The organism is Pseudotabrizicola sp. (assembly GCF_030684215.1).
Lineage (GTDB): Bacteria > Pseudomonadota > Alphaproteobacteria > Rhodobacterales > Rhodobacteraceae > Pseudotabrizicola.
The window spans coordinates 15,153-35,841 of the sequence record NZ_JAUXOV010000016.1 but is presented as its reverse complement, the minus strand read 5'-3'; the positions used below and the strand labels follow the sequence as shown (position 1 = coordinate 35,841).

The window sequence follows — 20,689 nt, the reverse complement described above, 5'->3', positions numbered from 1 at the left end:
GAGGTTGATGCGATGACCGACTGGATCCCTGCCCGCGCCGAAGGCGAGAAGCTTTTGGCAGCTTTCATACCCCAGATGGGGCGGCGCTATGCCAATGGCCGCAACACCGATCACGGCCCCGGCGCACACAAGGCGGTGTCAGTTCTGTCACCATACATTCGGCGCAGGCTGGTGCTGGAGTCAGATGTCGTGGCAGCGGCCTTTGCTATCCACGGGCCCGAGGATGGCAAGAAGTTCGTGCAAGAGGTAATTTGGCGCGGCTATTTCAAGGGCTGGCTGGAACGCCGCCCGCAGGTCTGGGCCAGTTACTGCACCGGGCTGAACGCCGATCTGACGGCACTGGACCGCGACCGCCGCCTGCGCCGTGACGTTGAGCGCGCAATGAACGGACAGACGGGGATCGCGTGTTTCGATGCATGGTCCACGGAATTGGTGGATACCGGCTATCTGCACAACCACGCGCGGATGTGGTTCGCGTCCATCTGGATCTTCACGCTGGGCTTGCCGTGGCGGCTGGGGGCGGATTTCTTTTTCCGCCACCTGCTGGATGGCGATGCCGCATCGAATACGCTTGGCTGGCGTTGGGTGGCGGGGCTCCATACGCGGGGCAAACCCTATCCCGCCGATGCGCAGAACATTTCCACCTTCACCGCCGGACGCTTTACCCCGCGCCAAAGCGATCTGGCCGAGGTCACTCAGGGGCTAGAGGCGACCGAACCGGAGGGCCTGCCAACTGTTTTGCCGCTGCGGGCCTTCTCCCCGCCACAACTGTGCCGCCCGACCGCCCTTCTGATCACTGATGAGGATTGCCGGGTCGAAGACTTCGATCTTGCGTCTCTCGATATCCGCACGGCGGGCGCGCTGGCGGCAAGCCACCTGCGATCCCCCCTCCCCGTATCGGATCTGGTGCAGCGGTTCGAGGATGGCGCGCTGGCCGATGCTGCCCGGCGCTCGGGCTTTGCCGCGACAGCAATGCGCGCAGACGATCCTGCGCGCATTGCCAAATGGGCTGCAGACGCCGGAGCCACACAGATTGCCACGCCCTACATCACCCGTGGCCCGTTGCGCGATTGGCTAGATCAAGCCGTCCCATCCTTGGCCAAACACGGCATCACTCTGTGCGAATGGCGGCGCGACTGGGATGCGGCGATCTGGCCCTACGCCACAGCCGGTTTCTTCAAGGTCAAGCAGAACATTCCGCGCATCCTTGATCAGGCGCTGCCCGCATGACGCTGGCCCGTAGTGTGCTGGGCGCTCCCCGCATTGTCCGGCTGATCACCCTGATCAGCGCCGCTTTGCACCCACCTGCAGGTGCAGGGCGCATTGCACTGGCGCTTGGCTTTGGCGCACTCTGCCATGTGCTTTTCGCCGCGGGCGTGCTTGCGATGATCGTGTCGATGTTCTTTGGCCTGAGCGAAAGCCTTGGCACCGTGCCCTGGCCTTGGGCGCTACAGACCCTGGGGGGTCAGTGGGCCCGTTCTGCACCGCCACAAGGCTGCAACGACCCCGAAGCTGACCTGGAAATGCTCTGGCCGATGCGAGCAAAGTACGTGACCTGGCCGCTCCGGACAACAAGGCACTCATCTGCTCAAGGAGATGACTCTATTGATCACCCCTCTGCCGGGGACACCGCGCGCCGGTAGAGATGCCACGTGGTGTGGCCCAGGATCGGAAGGGTAAAGACCAGACCCAGGAATGCCGGGACCAGTGACAACAGCAGGGTAACGGTGATGATCGCCGCCCAGCCGAGCATGACCAAGGGGTTCTCCCGTACCACGCGAATAGACGTCAACGTTGCAGTAATGAAGTCAATGTCCCGGTCGAGGAGCATCGGCATGGCGATGACGGTCACCGAGAACAGGGCAGCCGAAAGAATTGCGCCGACGCAGGTGCCAATCACAAGGAAAGTCCAGCCTTCCGTTGTGAAGAACACGACGTTCAGGAATCCCTGCAAATCCGAAAAAGATGAACCCTGCAGGATGATCACAAGCAGGGTCCGAAACTGGTAGAACCAGATCCACAGAACGAACAGGGTGACAAAGGCCATCCAGCCCATTTCGCGCCGACGCTGATCGGCCATGACGCCGAGGATGTCCGACCAGCCGAAGCTCTCTCCCCTTTCCCGGCGTCGGGACATCTCATAGAGTCCGGCGCAGGCAAAAGGCGCGACAAGCGGAAAGGCGATCGCGGCGGGAAGTACCATCCAGATCTTGCCAAGCCAGAACATGACCCAGACGAACAGAATTCCAAACACCGCATAGAACAGTCCGAAGAAGCCGCTCATCAATGGGCGCGCAAGGAAATCGGAAAACCCCGCCTTCAGTGACTCGGTGATATCATCCGCCGTCACTCTGTTAACCGTGGGCGTGACCATTGGTTGCGGCGTCACGTCGTGCGGCGGTGTGGGACCAGTCGTCTTGGATGCCATGCCTACGCCTCCCAGAACATGTCACCGAGCGTGTCCTTCCGTAAGGGGAACCTTCGGTGAGACAGATGCTATTCGTCCACGTCCAAGCTTGCCTCAACTGAGGTACAGGGGCAAGTGCTGCCCTTTGGCCCGAGCCCGGTGGGTGTAGAGAGATTTTGGGAAGTCAGCTTCATCGCGAATTAGCGGTATTGGCTGACCAAGTTCGATACGGCACGAGCCGAACGGCAGCTTCGGAAAATGCGGCCACGCAGCATTGGGCGACCCGACCGGCCGCCTTGGGCCAGGCACGTCGATGTTGCCGTCGCACTTGCGCAATGCGCTGGAAGCCGCCTGACAACCCTTTAGCATTGCGTTCTCAGAATCTTGAGAAATATGACGTTCGATCCTTTTGAAACCTACCCGGTCACAAGTCCATCCGCCACCACGATTTGTCGCCAACAGCTCGCTGCAATCTTTTCGTCATGGGTGGAGATCAAAAAAGTTGTGTCCTCATCCCTGTTGATTTCATGTATCAGGTCCATGACCTGCTGAGCAGACGCACGATCTAGGTTGCCTGTCGGCTCGTCTGCAAGCACCAGTTCGGGGCTGTTCATCAAGGCTCGGGCGACGGCAACGCGCTGCTTCTGACCGCCGGACAGCTTGGTTGTCTGAAACCCTATGCGGCTTTCAAGCCCCACCCGCACCAGCAACTCGCGTCCGCGCGCCCGAGCGGCAGGTGTTTCGCGCCCCGCACGCACAGCCGTAGGGAAGATGACGTTTTCCAGCGCAGTGAAATCGGGCAGCAAGTTGTGGAATTGAAAGACAAAGCCGATGTGGCGGTTGCGGAACTCTGTCAGCGCGACATCGTTGGCGGCCACCAGATCCTGGCCCAGCATCCAGTGTCTGCCCGAGGTGGGCTTCATCAGTGTACCAAGAATGGTCAGAAGCGTGCTTTTTCCTGACCCCGAAGGGCCAAGCAGGGCTGCCATCTCACCCGTCTTCAGCGACAATGACAGCCCGCGCAATACATGGGTCGCAGCCTCACCCTCGCCAAAGGTCTTGGTCAAATCGGACACTTCCAGAAGTTCGGTCATTGTCCGATCGCCTGAACCGGATCGACCCGCGCCGCGGCCCTTGCTGGAAGGATTGAAGCCAGGATGGCGCCGATCACCGTCAGTATGATCGCCAGCCCGTAAGATCCCTGTGTGATATCCATCGGCAGGGTGCCCGAGACAAATTCATCGCGGCGCGGAAACGGCAGCAGCGCCAGATAACCAAGTGTCGCGCCGGTCACGCCACCCAGCAGCCCCACCAACGCGCCCTGGGTGACGAAAACGAACACCACAAATCCGCGCCCGGCCCCCATCGCCCGCATGATGCCGATCTCGGGGCGACGTCGGTAAGTGGACAAAAGCAGCGCCGACGCGACACCAATCACAATGGTGATCAATGCGAAGGTCTTGAGGAAGTAACCTGTCTGTGCCTGCGCGTTCAGCGCCTCCATCAACTGCTCGGCCCCGTCGGTCCAAGGCACCGCATCAAGGCCCGTGAGCGCGCGGATGCGCAGGGCCGTGTCATCGGCCGCATTCAGATCGTCAAGCTTGATTTCGATCCGCGTGACACCTTGTGGCAGGGCAAAAAGCGTGCGCGCGGTGGGCAGGCTGACAAAGACGCTGGAGCGGTCCAGCATGCCGGTTCCGGTCTGGAAGATGCCGCCTAGGGTCAGAACCGCTGTCACCCCGTTGGACGACTGCAATCGCAGCACCTGTCCGACCGACAGATCAAGGTCTTCCGCCAGTCTTCGGCCCAGAACAACCACGCCAGAACCCAGTCGCGCCGACCCCGCAATGATGTAGCCCTCAAGATTGAGGATGGCCGATTCACGGCCAATTTCCAAACCCGTGACGCTAACCTGCGCCACTTGCGCCCCGCGCGTCAGAAAACCCGCGCCGGCAATCTGGGGCGACACGGCCCTGATGCCGGGAACAGTCTCGATCAGCGGCACCCAGGTTTCCGTATCTCGCAGGGTGGCGGTGCGCTGGCGCCCCTGTTCGATCGCGGCCAGAAGAAACCCGTCCGCGTCGATCAAGATCGCGGGGTCTGCGATTTCCGCCTCGATCGTAACATGGCTGATGTCGCCCACGGTGCGTGAGAGGATGAACTCGGCCAACCCCCCGATCAGCGCCGACATGAAGATGAAGATGAACACGCCCACAGCCACGCCGGAAACCAGAAGAGCGGTCTGGGCCTTGCTGGCAGTCAGATAGCGCATCGCAATCTTGAGCCCATACAGCATCAGGGCGCGTCCGATCTGATGCGAAGACCATCACTAAGGCCAGCGGCGTCGATGATCACCCAATCGCCCGGGGATAGCCCTTCGGTCACAACCAACCGGGCAGCGGGCCAGTCGATCACGCTGACCGGCTGGAGCCGGGCGGACCCGTCCTGCGCAAGAAAGACCGCTGTGCCCCCACTTTCGCTCACCAGAGCTGTGCGTGGAACGGTCATTGCGGCATCACGCTGATCGACCACGATATTGGCGGTAACGGTCAGACCGATGGGGGCGGTGACGGCCATGTCGAAACCGATCCTTACAGACAGGCCGCCGGTGGCCGCGTCGACCCGGCCTGCAACCGTTCTGACAGTTCCGGTCCGCGTCTGCGTCTCCCCCGAAAAACGCAGGACTGCCAGTTGGCCAACGGCAACCTGATTGGCATATGCCTCGTCCACATCGGTTTCGACGATAAGGTCGTCCAAATCAGCGAGGGTCATCAGCACGGTTGCCGTATCCGCGATCTCACCCTCTTCGGCATCCATTGCCACGATCGTTCCAGTGATCGGCGCACGCAGCGTATGGCGCCCAAGTTGCACTTGCGCCTGTTCCAAAAGCGCCGTCATGCGGGCGACGTCCTGAATGGCGGATTGCACAGCGCGCCGATCAGCCTCCATCACGACAGCGCTGATGTTCGCCCCCAATGCGAGCGAGCGTGCATAGGTTGCTTCGGCCTGTTCCTGTGCAACCAGCGCAGCATCAAGCCCTGCGAGTGCCTGACGCACGACGGCATCCTGCGCCGCCGGGTCGATCCGGGCCAATACATGTCCGACGTCCACCCACTGCCCCTCACTGACCGCCACTTGGGTCAGACGGCCACCGACCAGAGGCCGCACATCGACCGAATGCACCGCCGCGATCCGGCCATTGACGGCAAGCAGACGTGTGACCGGGGCCATGGTGACCTGCTCAACCGTGACGGGTATCACAGCAGGTGTCCAAGGTTGCAGGTAAGCAAGTCCACCTGCTATCATACCCATCACCCCTCCTGTCAGCCAGAGGAACCAGCGACGACGTCCCGCACTGGATGGCGGTTCTGATGACTTGCGAAGTGCGGGGACACGAGATGATGACACCTCTGCCGGTGTTTGAACCACTGGCAGTCCTTCGTCTTGCTGTCTGATGGTATTGCGTATGACCATTGCACCATTTTGTTGAGGGACGACGTGATGTAATGTTATGGACCATTTTCAGGGGCCTGACGGAGATCTCATAATCGATTCTGCAGTTGCACCGCACTGATTTATGTCATGGGCGGACCTCAGGAGGCTGTCGCTTGCCCCCTTGCCTCGCAAAGTATTCCTGCGTCATTCACGAATGATCGGTTCAGGGAAGCTGCACCTATGCTTGACGTCAAGCCCGATCGTCTGCTTGGGGCCGAGCGCGTCGACCCCTTCGCACAGGGCGTAGAGCGGTCCTTTGAAGTGGGTGCGATGCGATCAAGGCAGCAGGGCTAAAGCAGGCATACGTTCATGCCACCCCAAGGCCAACTGGGCTACCCAAGACAGCGTTTCCGCACAGCTTTCAGACCGTTGTAGTCATCGGCGCCAATTCCACGGCAGCTCCGTCGTATTTGCATGTGGATCAGTCGTCGTAACCTGTCATCTCCAGATATCCCGCACCTTTATGGCTGCCCGAAATCATCACCGGCCCCTCCCAATAGGGCACCGATGTTGCCATCCATGCATCGGGGTTCAGGGCCTTGACCACGACATCAACACCCTTCTCCGGCAGAAGCACCTGCCATTCCACCGGCAAGGTGCGACCTGCCACCCTGTGGTGCGAAAGCGGCGCGACCACAAAGGCACCATCCAGTAAGGCTATGGTGGTGCCGTCCGCCCCGATCCATGTGGCCGAGGTGTAATCCTTGGACCCGCGCAGCACGAACCCCATCAACTTGTCGCCACTGTCAAAGGACAGGGAAAACCAATCCCACCCTGTCTGATCCTGCGCCAATGGCTGGGATGACCATTCCCGGTCAAGCCATGCGGTGCCGGTGACGGGCACGTCACCTTCTGGCAGGGTCAGCGTGCCGTACAGCTTGTAGAATGGCTGCGAATAGTAATGGCTTGCTTGCCCTGCAGCGGATTTGACCGAATAGCCGTTTTGACCATGCAGCACCAAGGGCCCCTTGGCATTCAAGCTGACATCATAGGCGAAATCGGGTGCCGAGGCGGTCAGGCGCAGGGTATTTATGTCCGGACCTTCCATCACCCAGTCGTCGATCCATGCCGAAAAGGGCGCGGCGTTGACACCTGCCTGCCCGATCCCGCCCCGCGCCAGTCGTTCTGTCACGTGATGCGCGTCGGGCGTGGTGACCGCCGCGTGGCCCATCCACAACTGCGGCGAGTCCCAGCCCTGCCCATCGCGCGGAGCAAGGGCAGAGCGGAACAGCGTCCATTGCAGCCCATAAGGCGTGCCATCCGGCCCGGTCATGTTGGCGGTCAGATACCACCATTCAATCCGGTAGTCGGGGTGCGCGCCATGATCGGCAGGAAACTGCAGCACGGTGTCGGACCGGGGCTGGGAAAACCCTGCCGCATCCGTGCCAAGGCCCGCAAATCCCTGCGCCATGGCCTGAAATGGCAGCAGCAAGAGCAGAACAAAAAGCCTAGCGTTCATGGCGGAACACCCCTAGCAGTTGGACAGGCGGCATGCGCGACAGCCGCCACGCTGGCCACAGCGCTGCCAGCGCGGCGGCCACAAGGGCCAGTGCACCTAGCCGCAGATAATCCAGCGGAAACAGATACATCGGAAAACGCCAGCCAAAAGCCTCGACATTCACCACCGCCAAAAGCGCCCATGCCAATGTCAGGCCAAGCGGCAAGGCGAGCGCGCTCGTGAGCGCCCCCAGCAACGCGGCGCGCAGCAGATCCAGCGCTGCCAGATTTCGCCGGGGCACCCCCAGGGCCCAGACCGGGGCCAGTTGCGGCAACCGCATTTCGGCCAGCGTCAGCAAGCTCATCAGCATCGCAAAGCCTGCCACGGCAAGGGTCAGGATGTTCAGCGCCGTGGTCACGGTGAAGGTGCGTTCAAACACCGACAGCGACAGTGCCTTGATCGACGCTTGATCTACCATTGCGCTGTCGGTCAGCCCCGCCTGATCGCGCAAGATGGCGCGCACTCCATCAATCTGCGATGGATCGATGCGCAGGCCAAAGCGCAGCGCCGTGACGCCCGGAAACTGGCGGGTGAAAACCGCGTCGTTCAGGATGACCTGCCCTACCGGGTTGCCGTAATCGCCGTAGATTCCCAGAACGGGCAGCTCTAGACCCGGTGCGATGGCAACCATCGTTCCCAGATCACGCCCGGCGCGGCGGTAAAGCTGCTCATTCACCAGCACGCCCTCGGCCCGCGCCAGTGCATCCCAGACATCAGGAACAGCCCGCAGAAGGTGCCAGTTGTCGCGGTAGGTGGCGTGATCGCGCGCGCCGTATATCTCGACCTTCTGCCCCGCCACTTGCGCGTTGACCGACAGGATCGGCAGCACTGCCACCCCCTGCGTCTCGGCGACGGCGACAATCCTGTCGGCCTGCGCGGCATCGGTGGCGGACACATACAGCTCGGAGGCAAGCCGCTGGTCCAGAAAGCCGATGAAGGTCAGCCGGAAAGACGACACCATGGTGGACACGCCGACATTTGCCGTCATGGCCAGCAAGAGCGCCATCAGTGCAAGCGATAATCCCGGCACCTGTTGGCGCGCATCAGCCCAGAACCACTGTGCCACGGGCGAACGCGCGCGCGCCTCGCCCCACCGCAGCGCCAGCGTCAGCAGTGGCGGCAAGGCCAGCGCCCCACCCACCAAAAGCGCGCCCAGCATGACAAACCCGGCAATCAGACCATGCCCCCAGACCGCCAGCCCCACTGCCAGCAGCAGCAACCCCACAGAGGCTATCGTCAGCCCTGCCCCCTGCCGCGCCATAACCCACGCCCGCGGCTGCGCGCTGGCCAGAAGTGGCATCCGCGCCAATGACCACAGCGCACCGGCCGATGCCACAGCCGTCCCCCCCACCGCAATCGCCAGCCCTGACAGCCACCACGCTGGTCGCAGGGTCAGTTGACCCGAGACATCAGCCCCGTAAAGACCGCGCAACGTGGCCGCCACATCCGGCAACAGCGCCGCAGCCACTGCGTAGCCAAGCGCCACCCCCACCAACCCCGCAATCAGGCCAAGCATCGCCAGTTCCGCGGCGATCAGGAGGATCATCCGACCCAGTGGCACTCCGAGGGCGCGCAAGGTGCGCACCATCTGGCGGCGCTGTTCAAACGCAAGGCCAATGGCCCCGTGCACGATGAATAGGCCCACGACAAAGGACAAAAGGCCAAAGGCGGTCAAGTTCAGATGAAAGCTGTCCGTCAGCCGCGCCACATCGCTGCTGTCCTGAGGTGCGGTTTCAATTAGACCGGGGGCGATGGTGGCCAGCGGGCGGCGGGTGATCGGCTGTTCAGGCGACACGATCAGCCGATCAATCTGCCCTGCCCGGCCCAGCAAACGCTGTGCCAGTCCGATGTCCATGATGGCGGTATTGGGGGCAACATGGGGGGCGATGATGCCCACCGCACCCGTATCGGGCAAATTCGCCACCGTGTCCGCGCGCGCAAAAATCTGGCCCCCGCCAGTCAGAAACGCCCCAAGATCAGCCCCGCCATCCACCGACACCGGGCCGATTCCGCGCGGGGCTGTCAGCAGGTCTATCCCCACAATGCGCACGCCGCCAAGGTCGCCCTCAAGCACAGGTGACACCGTCCAGCCCGCCCGTCGCAGCACGACATAGTTCTGCTGGGGAATGGGCGCGCCGTCTTGTGCAACGATCTGGGCATAGCTGCCTTCGCCCAGCGCGGTTGCGGCCGCGTCATAACTGGCGCGCGCTTCGGCATTGATCGCCTGCACGCCTGACCAGAGCGCCGTTCCCAAGGCCAGCCCGGCCAGAAGGGTGATCAGGTGCAAAGGGTTGCGCCGCCAATGGCCCAACAGGGCAGATAAGATGGTGCGGGTCACGTCAACTGCCCGGCGTGCAGAAGCAGGCGGCGGCCGAGGCGGGCGGCAAGACGTTCCGAATGGGTGACAAGGATCAGACCCGCCCCGGTTTCGGCAACCAACTCGCACATCAGGGCAAAGACCGTGTCTGCCGTTGCCTCATCCAGATTGCCCGTTGGCTCATCGGCCAGTACCAGCTTTGGTTGCGGAGCCAGCGTGCGGGCGATGGCCACGCGCTGTTGCTGGCCGCCGGACAGTTGTTCGGGATATTTTGCAAGATGGTCGTTCAGGCCCAGCCGCGCCGCCAGCCGCTGCGCGAGGCCCGGGTCATGCCGGCCTGCAAGCCGCGCCTGAAAGGCGATATTCGCTGCGACTGTCAGCGACGGGATCAGGTTGAACTGTTGAAAAATTACACCCACCGTGCCCCGCCGCAGGGCCGCGCGCCCGGGTTCATCCAAGGGCGTCAGGTCAATGCCATCAATCGCGACAACGCCAGTGTCGGCCGTATCAAGGCCACCTGTCAGATGCAAAAGCGTGCTTTTGCCCGACCCGGACTCTCCGGTCAGGGCCAACATCTCTCCTGCCTGCAAATCCAGCGAGATGCGGGAAAGCACCGGCGCTTCCGCCCCGGGATAGGTTTTGGTTACATCACGCAGGCTCAGAAGCATCCGCTTTCCTTTAACTCCTAAGTAAGCTGAAGAAATCCAATGAAAAGGGCGCTTGCATGGCGAAACGCGTTATAGCCAAAGGACCAGCGTCGGGCCCGCTTGGGGCCTGACGCATCAATCGTCGGCCGACCAGCGCCAAAGGCAGAGCTGCTCCAAGCCACCGCTCATTCTGACAGCCTCCGACCGGACAGGTTCGCCGAAAGACGCAGGGTTGGCTGGTTTGGGGGCGGCGCAACGCTGGGCTGCTCGCCCATCGACCAGAGCCTTTGGACCGTTCATCTATTTCTTAAGCAGCCAGGAAGCTCTAAGGTTGATGCCTTGTCGGGCAGGCTGCCTAGACCAACAGGCTAGAAGGTTTTCCATGGCTATTAAACTCATGTTGCACCCCCGCAACCAACACCGAGAGGGGTATGACTTTGAACGCCTGATCGTGGAATCTCCTGAACTGGAGGCATTCATCACCAAAAATCCGCGCGGTCAGATGACGATCAATTTTCAAGACGTGGACGCGGTCCGTCTGCTCAATCGGGCGCTGTTGGTGACCCACTATGGGCTAGATTTCTGGGACATTCCTGCCTCTTACCTGTGCCCCCCGATCCCGGGTCGTGTCGATTACATTCATTACCTGGCGGATCTGCTTGCCGAAAGTAATGATCAGAAGATCCCGCATGGCCGAGGTATCAGGGCGCTGGACATTGGGACGGGTGCGAGTCTTGTGTATCCGCTGACAGGTCAGCATGAATATGGCTGGGACTTCACAGGCGTTGATATCGATCCGGTCTCACTCAAATCAGCACGGCAAATCTGTGAGCGCAACAAGCTTTATATAAAGCTCAAACGTCAGAACAACTCGGCGGATATCTTCGAAAGCGTTATCGGCTCTGACGATCGTTTTCACCTCACGCTGTGCAATCCCCCGTTTCATGCGTCGCCTGCGCAGGCGGAACAGGGCACGCGGCGAAAATGGCGGAACCTTGGCAAAGGCCACTCTGCCGAACTCAACTTTGGCGGCCAGAATGCCGAACTCTGGTGTCCGGGTGGTGAAATCGGCTTCATGGCCAGAATGGTCGAGCAGAGCATGAATTTTGCCGACCAATGCCTATGGTTCACCTGCTTGGTGTCCAAGAAAGACAACCTCAGGCCACTCTCCAGACTGCTGAAGAAGGCGAAGGTTGTGGAGTTCAAGGTTGTCGAAATGGCACAGGGCCAGAAGACCAGCCGGTTTATCGCTTGGACCTACTACCCAGAACGGCAGCGAGCTTTGTAGGTAGATCCGGTTCAGCAAAGGGGTCTTCAGGCAGACACGCATCAGCTTAAAATAAGGCGTACCCTGATGGACGACCGAATAAGGCAGCGTCGCGTCGCAACGGCTGCACGCTCTCTGGAGGCAGGTCTGGGCCGTCTTCGACCAGCGGGACGACGCCTTCGCTACGGGCTATTATCACCCTTCAAGCAACTGCCAGAACCCGGACTTTCGCGCATGAGTCTGGCGCAATGTCCGGGCGAACTGTGTGTGGGAGGCGGCGGAGCCATAATCATCAATCGCGGCATCGCTGGCTTGGCATTCGGCAAGGTGGCGGGCGGCGTGGCGGTAGCGGGTTGATTTTGCGCCGGTCAGCGTATCCTGAATCATCGCCCGCCGCAGCAGGGTCGCGGCAAGCGGGTGCGCGGCTGCCAGCGTGTCGGCGGCGGTGGTCAGGGTTTCATAGGCGTTGCCATCCAGCTCATCTGCCCGTGCGGCAATCATGCGCGCGGCCCGGCTGTGGTCGGGCCAGCCGATCAGGAAATGGATCGCGGCGCCCAAATGGGGGTGGGTTTCGGCCAAGGCGAGCGCACGGTCCTCTGCCTCAATGTCATCGAAAGCCGGCATAAGTTTCAGGTATTTGCGCAAAGCAATCCCCTGAAGCGTTTGCGTAAACGTCTCCCACAGGTGCTGCTTGAGATCCTCGCGCGTACCCAGTTTTTCCAGACACTCTTCATAGACCGCGTCCAGATCATAGCGGAACAGGCGCATGGCTTGACCCGCCTCGGCGTTACGGGCACGGGTCAGGATGTCGAACGCCTCCTGCACGCGCCCAGCATCCAGCAACCTGCGGGCCACATCTGGTGCGATGGTGCCATAGGTTAGCTGTTCGGCGGAATAGCGCGCCATGTAGGCATCGACGTCTCCTTGCGCGTCCGCGACATCCGCCAGAATGATCGACCGCGTGCTGTCCATGTTGCGCCGCGCGCTGGCCTCTGGCGATGACATCAGCCCCAGGCCCCGGTATCGCGCGATCTCTTGCGCTGTGGGCCCTGCGGCAGCCCAGGCTTCGGTGATTGTTTTGAGGTGGTCGAGCCCATCGGGGCCGAGTGCAGCGGCCAGTGCGGGGATGATGCCGTCAAATTCGCCGTAGCCAGCCTCGGCCACCGCGTCGAGGATACGCTCGGCCAGCACGTTGCGGCTGACATTGATCCTTGAGGCCAGTGTGGCGATCAGGCGCATGGCGTCGCGCAGGATATCACCGATCGCGCCGTTGCTGTCATCGGTGCGCGCATGGATGGACGGCGCTAATTGCAGGAACGACCACGCAAGATCAAACGCCTCATCCGCATCTTGCGGTGCAACTCCGGTTTCTATCATCGCAAGCAGGCTGGCCAGATCCTTGACGAACACCTTTTGCTTGCGCCAGTCGACATAGCTGGTCGAGCGCCGAAGGGAGACAAATCGCTTGCGCAGATCAGCCGCAATGTCCTTCGGCCCCTGCGCCGCGCTCAGCTCCATCCGCGCCCGGCGCTGCAAGGCCGCGTTGCCGCGCACAAGGTCCATGACCAAGCCTGCAAGTCGTTCTGCCCCCAACGTTTCAAGGTTTTCAGCGTTCAGGGTCTTTTTGGCCATATGAATTGGGGGCTTTCATTCGTTCCGCTCCAAACTGCCCCAGCGCGTAGATACCTGCAACGGTCTGCCCACAATTCTCTTGCCAGCCAGAGCCAAATTGCTTTCCTGGTCACCTAGGACGAAAACACCACCGAGCGGCAGGGATGTTCCAGCAGGCTTTTGATTTCACTATCAAGATGCAGAACCGACAAGGACATGCCGACCATGTCAAGCGATGTGTAATAAGAGCCGACATAGCTGCAATGCACGCCGATCCCGCGCGCCTTCAATCGCTGGCGCACCCGGCGCAACACGATGTAAAGTTCTGAATTGGGAATGCTGCCCAAAGAGTTTACAAGCAAGGCCACCTCATCGCCCTCGGTCGCAGGCATTTCTTCAAGGACCCGGTCCAAGAGCAGATCGGCGCAGGTATCGGCCAACTCCACGCTGCGCCGCTCTACTCCGGGTTCACCATGAACACCGACGCCGATTTCCATGTCATCCGGGCCAAGTTCAAAACTGGGCTGGCGGGTTTCCGGCAGGCTGCTGGGTTCCAGCGCCAGACCCATGGTGTAGGTGCGCGCATTGGTGTGCTTTGCAAGCGCCTCGCAGGTCTCTAGCGGCAGCATTCTGGCGGCCGCAGCCCCCGCAATCTTGAAGGTAAAGACGGTGCCTGCAACCCCTCTGCGGGCAGAGCGCGTCTCACGCGGGGAAGATGCGACGTCATCGGTTGTTATGATAGAGCGGACCTTGACGCCTTCGGCCTCCATGATCTCTGCGGCCATGCCAAAGTTCATTACATCGCCCGAGAAGTTGCCGTAAATATACAAGACACCCGCCCCGCCGTCCACGGCGCGGGTCGCTGCGATAATGGGGTCTGGCGGGGGCGAGGCGAAGGTGTTTCCCACTACCGCCGCATCGGCCATCCCGGCGCCGACATAGCCCCAAAAGGCAGGCTCGTGCCCGGCGCCGCCGCCGATCACGATGGCAACCTTACCCGGCTTTGGCCCGTCAATCGCCCGGATTGCGCGCTTGCTGCCGGGCACCGGGGCAATAAGATGTTCATGCGCCAGAACCGCACCGCGCAGGGTTTCATCCACCGCGTCTTTGGGGTTGTTGATCAGCTTTTTCACATGGGTGCGCGGGCGCAGCGCGCGGTCAGGCTGTGCCGTCGGCCTCTGCGTCGTGTCGTGGTATCCTTCAGCGTTCAGGATACCCCGGCCCGTCGCGATATCGGTCACCAGAATACTGACATACCCCCCCCGCAAGGCCGCCAGAATGGCCGCCACCTTATCCATACCGCCCGCGATGGCGATGCGCTGGGGTATGGCGCGTAACTGATCCAGACCAAGCCCGATGGTGCGCTCATGCATCGGGCCGATTACCGGTTCCCCCCGAGCAGAGATAAAGCGCCCGGTCAGACTGCCGACCGCGTCCTGATAATGGCTGTGCTGCATCCCGCCTTCAAGAAAGCCGCTTGTGTGGATAGTGCTTTCGGGGCGCAAGGATGAGATGCCCATCACAATCCGGTCGGCCTCGGCCAGAATGCCAAGCTGTTCGGCAAGCACCGATTCCCGGACCAGCATCTCGCGCATTTTGGCAGAGGAGACGATGGCCGGGGCTGAAATCGGAATGGCGCGCGCATTAAGCGCCTTTGCCAGATGTGAGGCGCAGGCCTCGGGCGTCCAGGGGATCTGGGCAGTTGTGCCGCCGGTGGCTTGCACCACGCGCACATCCTTTAGCCCCGGATGGCTGATCTGATCGGCCATCGACAAAACCGTGCGCCCCCATGTCACTGCAAGGGTATCGCCTGACCGCAGGTTTCGGGCCAGAACCTTGGCCCCCGCCCCCCCGAGACGGTCGATCAGGGACCGCTCATCGCCATGGGTCGGAATTACCAGACAATCTTGCAAATTGAAATGATCGCGCAGGGCGACAGAAATGGTCAGCGTGCGGAACATGTCGGGCGCGATGTCGATGTTCACGATGCCGCGCGACCGCGCATCGGCCAGATAGGCGTTGACCGAAGGGCGTGACACGCCCATCTGTTCGGCAATTGCGCCCTGTGTCAGACCTTCCTCGTAATATAGCCACGACGCCCACAACAGCGGATCGTCGCCAAAGCGCAGCGGGATAACCGCGTCATTATCCTCGGTCTGCCGGTTCGTTAACCTTGGTGCCATTATTGCGCCTTTTCAGGAACAGGTGGGCGTTGGGCGTGCAGCCATTCATGCAGGGCGGCTATGATGATCACGGCCGAGGCTGCCCCTGGATCTATGTGGCCAAGGCTGCGCGGCCCAAGGCTGGCGGCGCGTCCCACGGCGGCCATCATGGCGCGCGTGTCATCGCGCCCTGCGATTGCAGCGGCCCTTGCCCGTGAAAGCCGCACTATCGGGGCAAGGCCCGCTTTTTCCGCCTCCAGCACGGCGCGCGCGGCGGGGGCCCAGGCATCCATCATCGTCTTGTCGCCCGGTCGCGCATGGCCGCGCTTGGCGATGCCGTCGGCAAAGGCGGGGACCAGCCCTGCCACATCCGCTGCGGACACTGTGGTCTTGCCGTCCAGACCGTTCGCCGCAGCAAGCATGGCACTGGCATACAAAGGCCCCGTGGTCGCACCAACCGCAGACAGAAAGGATTGACCCGCCAGCAACATCACCTCTGCCGGGGGCCGGTCATCGTCGGCCGCGATGGCGCGCACGATCGCGGCAAACCCTTCGGCCATCGAATTGCCGTGGTCGGCGTCGCCGATTGCGCCGTCAAGCGCGCCAAGTTCGCGCCGCGCATCGGACATGCGCACCGCAATAAGGCGAAACAGGTCTATCAATTTGCGTGAGCTGAAATCTTCCATATCCACAATTGGGCAGATCAGCCCCCAAGATGCAAGTTTGCAGACAGCGCAGCGCGCTGGCCCCGCTAGGACAGGCGCGTGCGAACGGATTGACCAAGACTCGTCAGGATAAGGCAGCACGATGTGGCACCCGCATCCAGCACGCCGCGTGACCGCTCTCCAAGTCGGCTTGACCGGCCGATTTTGGCCACAAGGTCGATGGTGCTGTCGCGCCCGGCTTCTGCTGCGTGTGCCATGTCGTCCAAAGCTGCCGCAAAGCCGTTGGCCATTGCCGCATCAAAGGCCGCAACCGCCGGGGCAAGCGCATCGACCAGCGTTTTGTCGCCAACCTTTGCGTTGCCCACGCCTTGCACCGCTTGCAGCCCGGCGTTCAGCGCGGCGGAAAACAAGTCCGCGTCAATCCGGTCATGGCCTTGCATCGCGCCCGCCATGTCTGCGAACATCAGGCCATAGAGCGGCCCCATAGAGCCGCCGATTTCGCTCATCAGCACATCGGACAGGACCAATAGTCCCGCATCCAGCGTTATATCCTGCCCGGCGATACGGTCTGCGGCCCGGCTGAAGCCTTTGGCCATATTGCTGCCGTGGTCGCCGTCACCAATCTTACCGTCAATTTCGGATAGCCAAGCCTTGTTGGCAACAATGACGTCTGCCAGATCCTGAATGATCGCCGCTTGGGATGCGTTGGGTATGGATGTCATAAAATCCTCATGTCACAGCGCGGCACAGGCGCAGTCAGTGTCAAACAGCGCCTTCAGTTCATCATCCAGCGCCATCACTGTCAGTGTGGCCCCGACCATTTCCAGCGAGGTGAAGTAATTGCCGACAAGGGCGCTGTGCACCTTCATGCCAAGCGCAGTCAAGCCGGTTTCGATCCGGTCATACAAGACATAAAGCTCGTTCACCGATGTGGCCCCAAGCCCCGACACAAGCACGGCCACTTCGCTGCCCGCAGGCAGGGCGTGATCGTCCATCACGATTTTCAGCATATCATCGGCCACGTCATTGGCGGGTTTAAGGAGTTCGACCCGCGTGCCCGGTTCTCCGTGGTGGCCAATGCCCACCTCCATTGTGCCGGGTGCGATGGCGAAATTGGGATGCCCGACCGCAGGCAGCGTGCAGGGGCCAAGACCCACGCCCACCGACCGGCAGGCATCAATCGCCTTTTGTGCAGCGGCCTGAACTTCGGCAAGGCTTGCCCCCGTTGCCGCTTTCGCGCCGCCGATTTTCCACATGAAGATTTCACCCGCCACGCCGCGACGTTTTTCACGCTCGGTGGTCGGGGCCGAGCAGACATCGTCATTGGCAACCACGGTTGCCACATCGATGCCCTCTTTGGTCGCCATGCGCGCGGCCATTTTCACGTTCATGTTGTCACCGGCATAGTTGCCGTAAAGCACCGCCACACCCGCCCCGCCGTCTGCGGCCCGGATCGCATCGGCAAAGCTTTTCGCCGTGGGCGACGAGAAAATCTCTCCGACCGCCACCGCATCGACAAGGTTGCGCCCGGCATACCCGATAAAGGCCGGCTCGTGGCCCGATCCGCCGCCTGTCACAATGCCGACGCGCCCGGCTTTGGGGGCAAAATTCGACACCACGACACGCGCGTTGTCGGGCGAAAGATGCACAAGGTCGCGATGCGCCTTGACGAAGCCCGCCACGGTTTCATCGACCAAATCATCGGGGTTGTTCAAAAGTCGCTGCATCTTGTCCTCATTTCACCGTATAGCCGCCATCAACCAAGAGATCAGCGCCATTGATCATTGCCGCTTCGTCTGACGCAAGAAAGACTGCAGCAGAGGCAATCTCATGCGGTTCGGCAAAACGCCCGGTGGGGATCAAAGCCTTCATCGCCTCACCCTTGGGACCATCCCACGCCGCTTTGCCAAGAGCGGTCAGCACGACGGTGGGGGATATCGAATTCACTGTGATCCCGTGGCAGCCCCATTCAAGCGCCAGCGTTTTGGTCACGCCAATGATCCCGAACTTGGACGCGCAATAGGCCACATGCCCGTCAATCGCAACCGAGCCCGCCTGACTTGCCAGATTGACAATCCGCCCGCCCTTGCCGCGTGCGATCATCGCTCGGCCAACGGCCTGCGCCATCAGAAAACTGCCGGTCAGGTTGACCGCAATCGTGCGGTCCCAGGCGGTGGCCGAGATGTCTTCGGCGGGGGCAAGATCCACGATGCCCGCGCTGTTCACCAAAATGTCGATCCCGCCAAAATCGCGCAGCACCTGCGCCAGTGCGGCGGCCACGCTGTCGCCGTCTGTGACGTTGCATGCGATGGCCCGTGCGCCCGAAAGCGTGTCTGCGACCGCCTGCGCCGCGTTCTGGTTCACATCCAGCAACGCAACCTGCGCCCCGCGCGCAGCAAAGGCCTCGGCAATCGACGCCCCGATCCCGGATGCAGCACCGGTGACAATGGCGACCTTGCCCGTCAACGAGAATGGAAAATTCGCGGCGACCATGCCTTCATTCCTTTTATTCCAGACAACACCCCCGAGGCGCAAGACAGCGCGCCCCGGGAGATTTTGATGCGTTTACTGACGGGTTGCCAGCAAGGCGTCTACGTTTTCAAGCGTGACCGGGGTCCATGGCACCATGTATTGTGCGGCTTTGCCGCCCGCCCATGGCATATCGGGGTAGCGGGCCCAGATATCCGACATCGGCTCATAGCCTTCCATCGCAGCGGCGATGGCAAGGTCAACCGAGCCTTGCGCCTGTGCCGCGCCATCTTGCAGGATCGACGCCATGTCGCCGGCTTTGACCGCCAGCAGCGCGTCTGTCACGCCGTCAATCCCTACGATCACAAGGCTTTTGGGGTCCATTCCCGCCGCCTTGATCGCCTCGATCGCGCCCAGTGCCATTTCGTCATTCTGGCCGATCACACCGTTGATTGCGTCGCCGTGCTTGGTCAACCAGTTTTCCATCAGGGTCTGACCTTCGGCGCGGCTCCAGTTGCCGGTCTGCTGTTCCAGAACCTTGACATCGGGGCATTCCGCTAGTGCCTTCTGGTTACCTTCAAGCCGCTGGATCTGTGCCGACTGGCCAATGGGGCCTTCGATGATGACAACGTTGCCGGTGCAGCCGATCTTGTCGAGCAGATATTTAGCCTCCATATAGCCCGACTGCACATCGTCAGAACCGACATAGGATGACAGCTTGTCGGTGTTGGCCATTGTGTTGGTGCCAAACACCGGGATGCCAGCCGCAACCGCCGCTTCAACGGCTGCCGCGCCTGCATCGGCGTCGATTGGAGCGAAGATGATCGCGTCATAGCCTTGGGTGATCATTGTCTCGAACTGTTCTTGCTGCACCAGTGCGTCGTAACGGCCATCAAACACCGTCAGGTCCACAAGGCCCTGTTTTACGGCGGGGTGCTGTTCGGCAGCCGCCGCCCAAAGTTGCATGAACTCTGCGTTCAGCCCGTACAGGGCCGCGCCGATCTTTGGCTTGTCTTGCGCCATTGCGGCGCCGGTCACCAACGACATTGCGGTTGCGAGCATCAGAATTTTCTTAGTCATCTGCGTCTTTCCTCCCATGGATTGCGCTTAGAAGCTGCGACGGCCAGTCTTGCCATCGGCCAAGTCAAGGACGTCAGTCCTGCTTGTTCTTGGATCGGTCAAGCATAACGGCAGCCACAATAAGGATGCCCTTGATGACCTGTTGATAATAAGATTCGACCCCCATCAGATCGAGACCGTTGTTCATGACCCCGATCAGCAGCGCCCCGATCAGCGTGCCCGTGACCCGGCCCACCCCCCCCGCAAGCGACGTGCCCCCAATGACAACGGCGGCGATGGCGTCAAGTTCGTAAGCAATGCCTGCCTGTGGCAAGGCAGATCCGGTGCGGGCCGACAAGATCATCCCAGCAAGCCCGGCCAGCGCCCCTGCGATGACATAGACCGTAAAGCGGATGCGCTTGACCGGCAGGCCCGAGACCTTGGCCGCATGCGGGTTACCACCCACGGCATAGATGTGGCGACCGAACCGGGTCTGGGTCAGCACGAAATGGGCAACTGCAAACGTACCAAGCAGCAGGAATATCGGCACCGGAATGCCCCAGATGCTGCCAGTGCCGATCCAGCGGAACTCTTCTGTCAGCGCCGGAATGGGCCGCCCGCCTGAATAGATCAGCGTCATGCCGCGCGCGGCAGACAGCATCCCCAAGGTCGCGACAAAGGCCGGAACCTGAAACCGCGCCACGATCAACCCCGACACCGCACCGCAGGACATGCCGACGGCCAGTCCGACAGCAATCGCAAGCAGCGTTGGGTATGGCCCGCCCGCAACCATTCCCGTCGAGGCGGTTGTCGCGAACGAGGCCGCCACGATCCCTGCAAACGCCACAACCGACCCGACAGACAGATCAATCCCCCGCGTCAGGATCACAAAGGTCATGCCAATCGCAAGGATCCCGTTGATCGAGGTCTGACGCAGCACGTTCAGAATGTTGCGCGTTGACAGAAAGTTTTGGCTGATCACGGCAAGAACAATGCACACCACCGCAAGCGCTATGAAGATGCCATAGCGTTGGAGAATGTTACCGATGGTCAAAGATTGAGTGGTCATTGCTGTCCAGTTCCAGTCTGTCG

At 61.4% G+C, this 20,689-nt stretch carries 18 protein-coding genes; 3 read left to right on the top strand and 15 right to left on the bottom strand.

The features are described 5' to 3' along the window. The first annotated feature begins 12 nt into the window (after positions 1-12). Positions 13-1,230 carry an FAD-binding domain-containing protein gene (locus Q8K08_RS01485; protein WP_305248980.1) on the top strand — a complete coding sequence of 406 codons (1,218 nt, stop codon included), beginning with the start codon at positions 13-15 and terminating at the stop codon, positions 1,228-1,230. Next, positions 1,227-1,643, top strand: a complete 417-nt coding sequence (locus Q8K08_RS21890; protein ID WP_370870477.1) for a hypothetical protein — start codon at positions 1,227-1,229, stop codon at positions 1,641-1,643. The genes Q8K08_RS01485 and Q8K08_RS21890 overlap by 4 nt, the downstream gene beginning before the upstream one ends. Here Q8K08_RS21890 and Q8K08_RS01475 read toward each other — a convergent pair. From Q8K08_RS01475 to Q8K08_RS01445, 7 genes are all read right to left on the bottom strand, one after another. Beyond that, a complete protein-coding gene (locus tag Q8K08_RS01475) occupies positions 1,610-2,428 on the bottom strand; it encodes a DUF2189 domain-containing protein (RefSeq protein WP_304802796.1) in 819 nt (272 codons plus the stop codon). The two genes, Q8K08_RS21890 and Q8K08_RS01475, sit on opposite strands and share 34 nt — an antisense overlap. A 395-nt stretch (positions 2,429-2,823) precedes the next feature. Then, positions 2,824-3,501: an ABC transporter ATP-binding protein gene (locus Q8K08_RS01470; protein WP_305248979.1), complete on the bottom strand. Its 678-nt coding sequence runs from the start codon at positions 3,499-3,501 to the stop codon at positions 2,824-2,826. Further along, positions 3,498-4,703: an ABC transporter permease gene (locus Q8K08_RS01465; protein ID WP_305248978.1), complete on the bottom strand. Its 1,206-nt coding sequence runs from the start codon at positions 4,701-4,703 to the stop codon at positions 3,498-3,500. The genes Q8K08_RS01470 and Q8K08_RS01465 overlap by 4 nt, the downstream gene beginning before the upstream one ends. Then, complete coding sequence (locus Q8K08_RS01460) at positions 4,703-5,719, bottom strand: efflux RND transporter periplasmic adaptor subunit (RefSeq protein ID WP_305248977.1); 1,017 nt, start codon at positions 5,717-5,719, stop codon at positions 4,703-4,705. The genes Q8K08_RS01465 and Q8K08_RS01460 overlap by 1 nt, the downstream gene beginning before the upstream one ends. Before the next feature lie 604 nt (positions 5,720-6,323). Continuing rightward, entirely contained in the window at positions 6,324-7,361 is a 1,038-nt protein-coding gene (locus Q8K08_RS01455) for a lipocalin-like domain-containing protein (protein ID WP_305248976.1), read from the bottom strand. Then, positions 7,351-9,738, bottom strand: a complete 2,388-nt coding sequence (locus Q8K08_RS01450; RefSeq protein ID WP_305248975.1) for an ABC transporter permease — start codon at positions 9,736-9,738, stop codon at positions 7,351-7,353. Before Q8K08_RS01450 ends, Q8K08_RS01455 begins: the two co-directional genes overlap by 11 nt. Continuing rightward, on the bottom strand, positions 9,735-10,385 hold the full coding sequence (locus Q8K08_RS01445) for an ABC transporter ATP-binding protein (RefSeq protein WP_305248974.1): 651 nt from the start codon (positions 10,383-10,385) through the stop codon (positions 9,735-9,737). Before Q8K08_RS01445 ends, Q8K08_RS01450 begins: the two co-directional genes overlap by 4 nt. A 361-nt stretch (positions 10,386-10,746) precedes the next feature. On the opposite strand from Q8K08_RS01445, the gene rlmF reads away from it, so the two are divergent. Further along, entirely contained in the window at positions 10,747-11,652 is a 906-nt protein-coding gene (rlmF, locus tag Q8K08_RS01440) for a 23S rRNA (adenine(1618)-N(6))-methyltransferase RlmF (RefSeq protein WP_305248973.1), read from the top strand. Between the two features lie 174 nt (positions 11,653-11,826). On the opposite strand, the gene Q8K08_RS01435 is transcribed toward rlmF, so the two are convergent. The 8 genes from Q8K08_RS01435 to Q8K08_RS01400 form a co-directional block, all read right to left on the bottom strand. Then, a complete protein-coding gene (locus tag Q8K08_RS01435) occupies positions 11,827-13,263 on the bottom strand; it encodes a DUF6880 family protein (protein ID WP_305248972.1) in 1,437 nt (478 codons plus the stop codon). Positions 13,264-13,376: 113 nt separating this feature from the next. Continuing rightward, complete coding sequence (locus Q8K08_RS01430) at positions 13,377-15,425, bottom strand: bifunctional sugar-binding transcriptional regulator/dihydroxyacetone kinase subunit DhaK (protein WP_305248971.1); 2,049 nt, start codon at positions 15,423-15,425, stop codon at positions 13,377-13,379. Continuing rightward, positions 15,425-16,090, bottom strand: a complete 666-nt coding sequence (gene dhaL, locus Q8K08_RS01425; protein WP_305248970.1) for a dihydroxyacetone kinase subunit DhaL — start codon at positions 16,088-16,090, stop codon at positions 15,425-15,427. The genes Q8K08_RS01430 and dhaL (Q8K08_RS01425) overlap by 1 nt, the downstream gene beginning before the upstream one ends. A 65-nt stretch (positions 16,091-16,155) precedes the next feature. Next, positions 16,156-16,791 carry a dihydroxyacetone kinase subunit DhaL gene (dhaL, locus tag Q8K08_RS01420; protein WP_305248969.1) on the bottom strand — a complete coding sequence of 212 codons (636 nt, stop codon included), beginning with the start codon at positions 16,789-16,791 and terminating at the stop codon, positions 16,156-16,158. 12 nt (positions 16,792-16,803) lie between these two features. Further along, on the bottom strand, positions 16,804-17,796 hold the full coding sequence (locus Q8K08_RS01415; protein WP_305248968.1) for a dihydroxyacetone kinase subunit DhaK: 993 nt from the start codon (positions 17,794-17,796) through the stop codon (positions 16,804-16,806). 7 nt (positions 17,797-17,803) lie between these two features. Further along, the gene (locus tag Q8K08_RS01410) at positions 17,804-18,562 is read right to left on the bottom strand and encodes a GolD/DthD family dehydrogenase (protein WP_305248967.1); all 759 of its coding nucleotides are present in this window, start codon (positions 18,560-18,562) and stop codon (positions 17,804-17,806) included. Between the two features lie 72 nt (positions 18,563-18,634). Beyond that, complete coding sequence (locus tag Q8K08_RS01405; protein ID WP_305248966.1) at positions 18,635-19,618, bottom strand: substrate-binding domain-containing protein; 984 nt, start codon at positions 19,616-19,618, stop codon at positions 18,635-18,637. 73 nt (positions 19,619-19,691) lie between these two features. Next, positions 19,692-20,666, bottom strand: coding sequence for an ABC transporter permease (locus tag Q8K08_RS01400; protein ID WP_305248965.1), 975 nt, complete (start codon positions 20,664-20,666; stop codon positions 19,692-19,694). Positions 20,667-20,689: the final 23 nt, after the last annotated feature.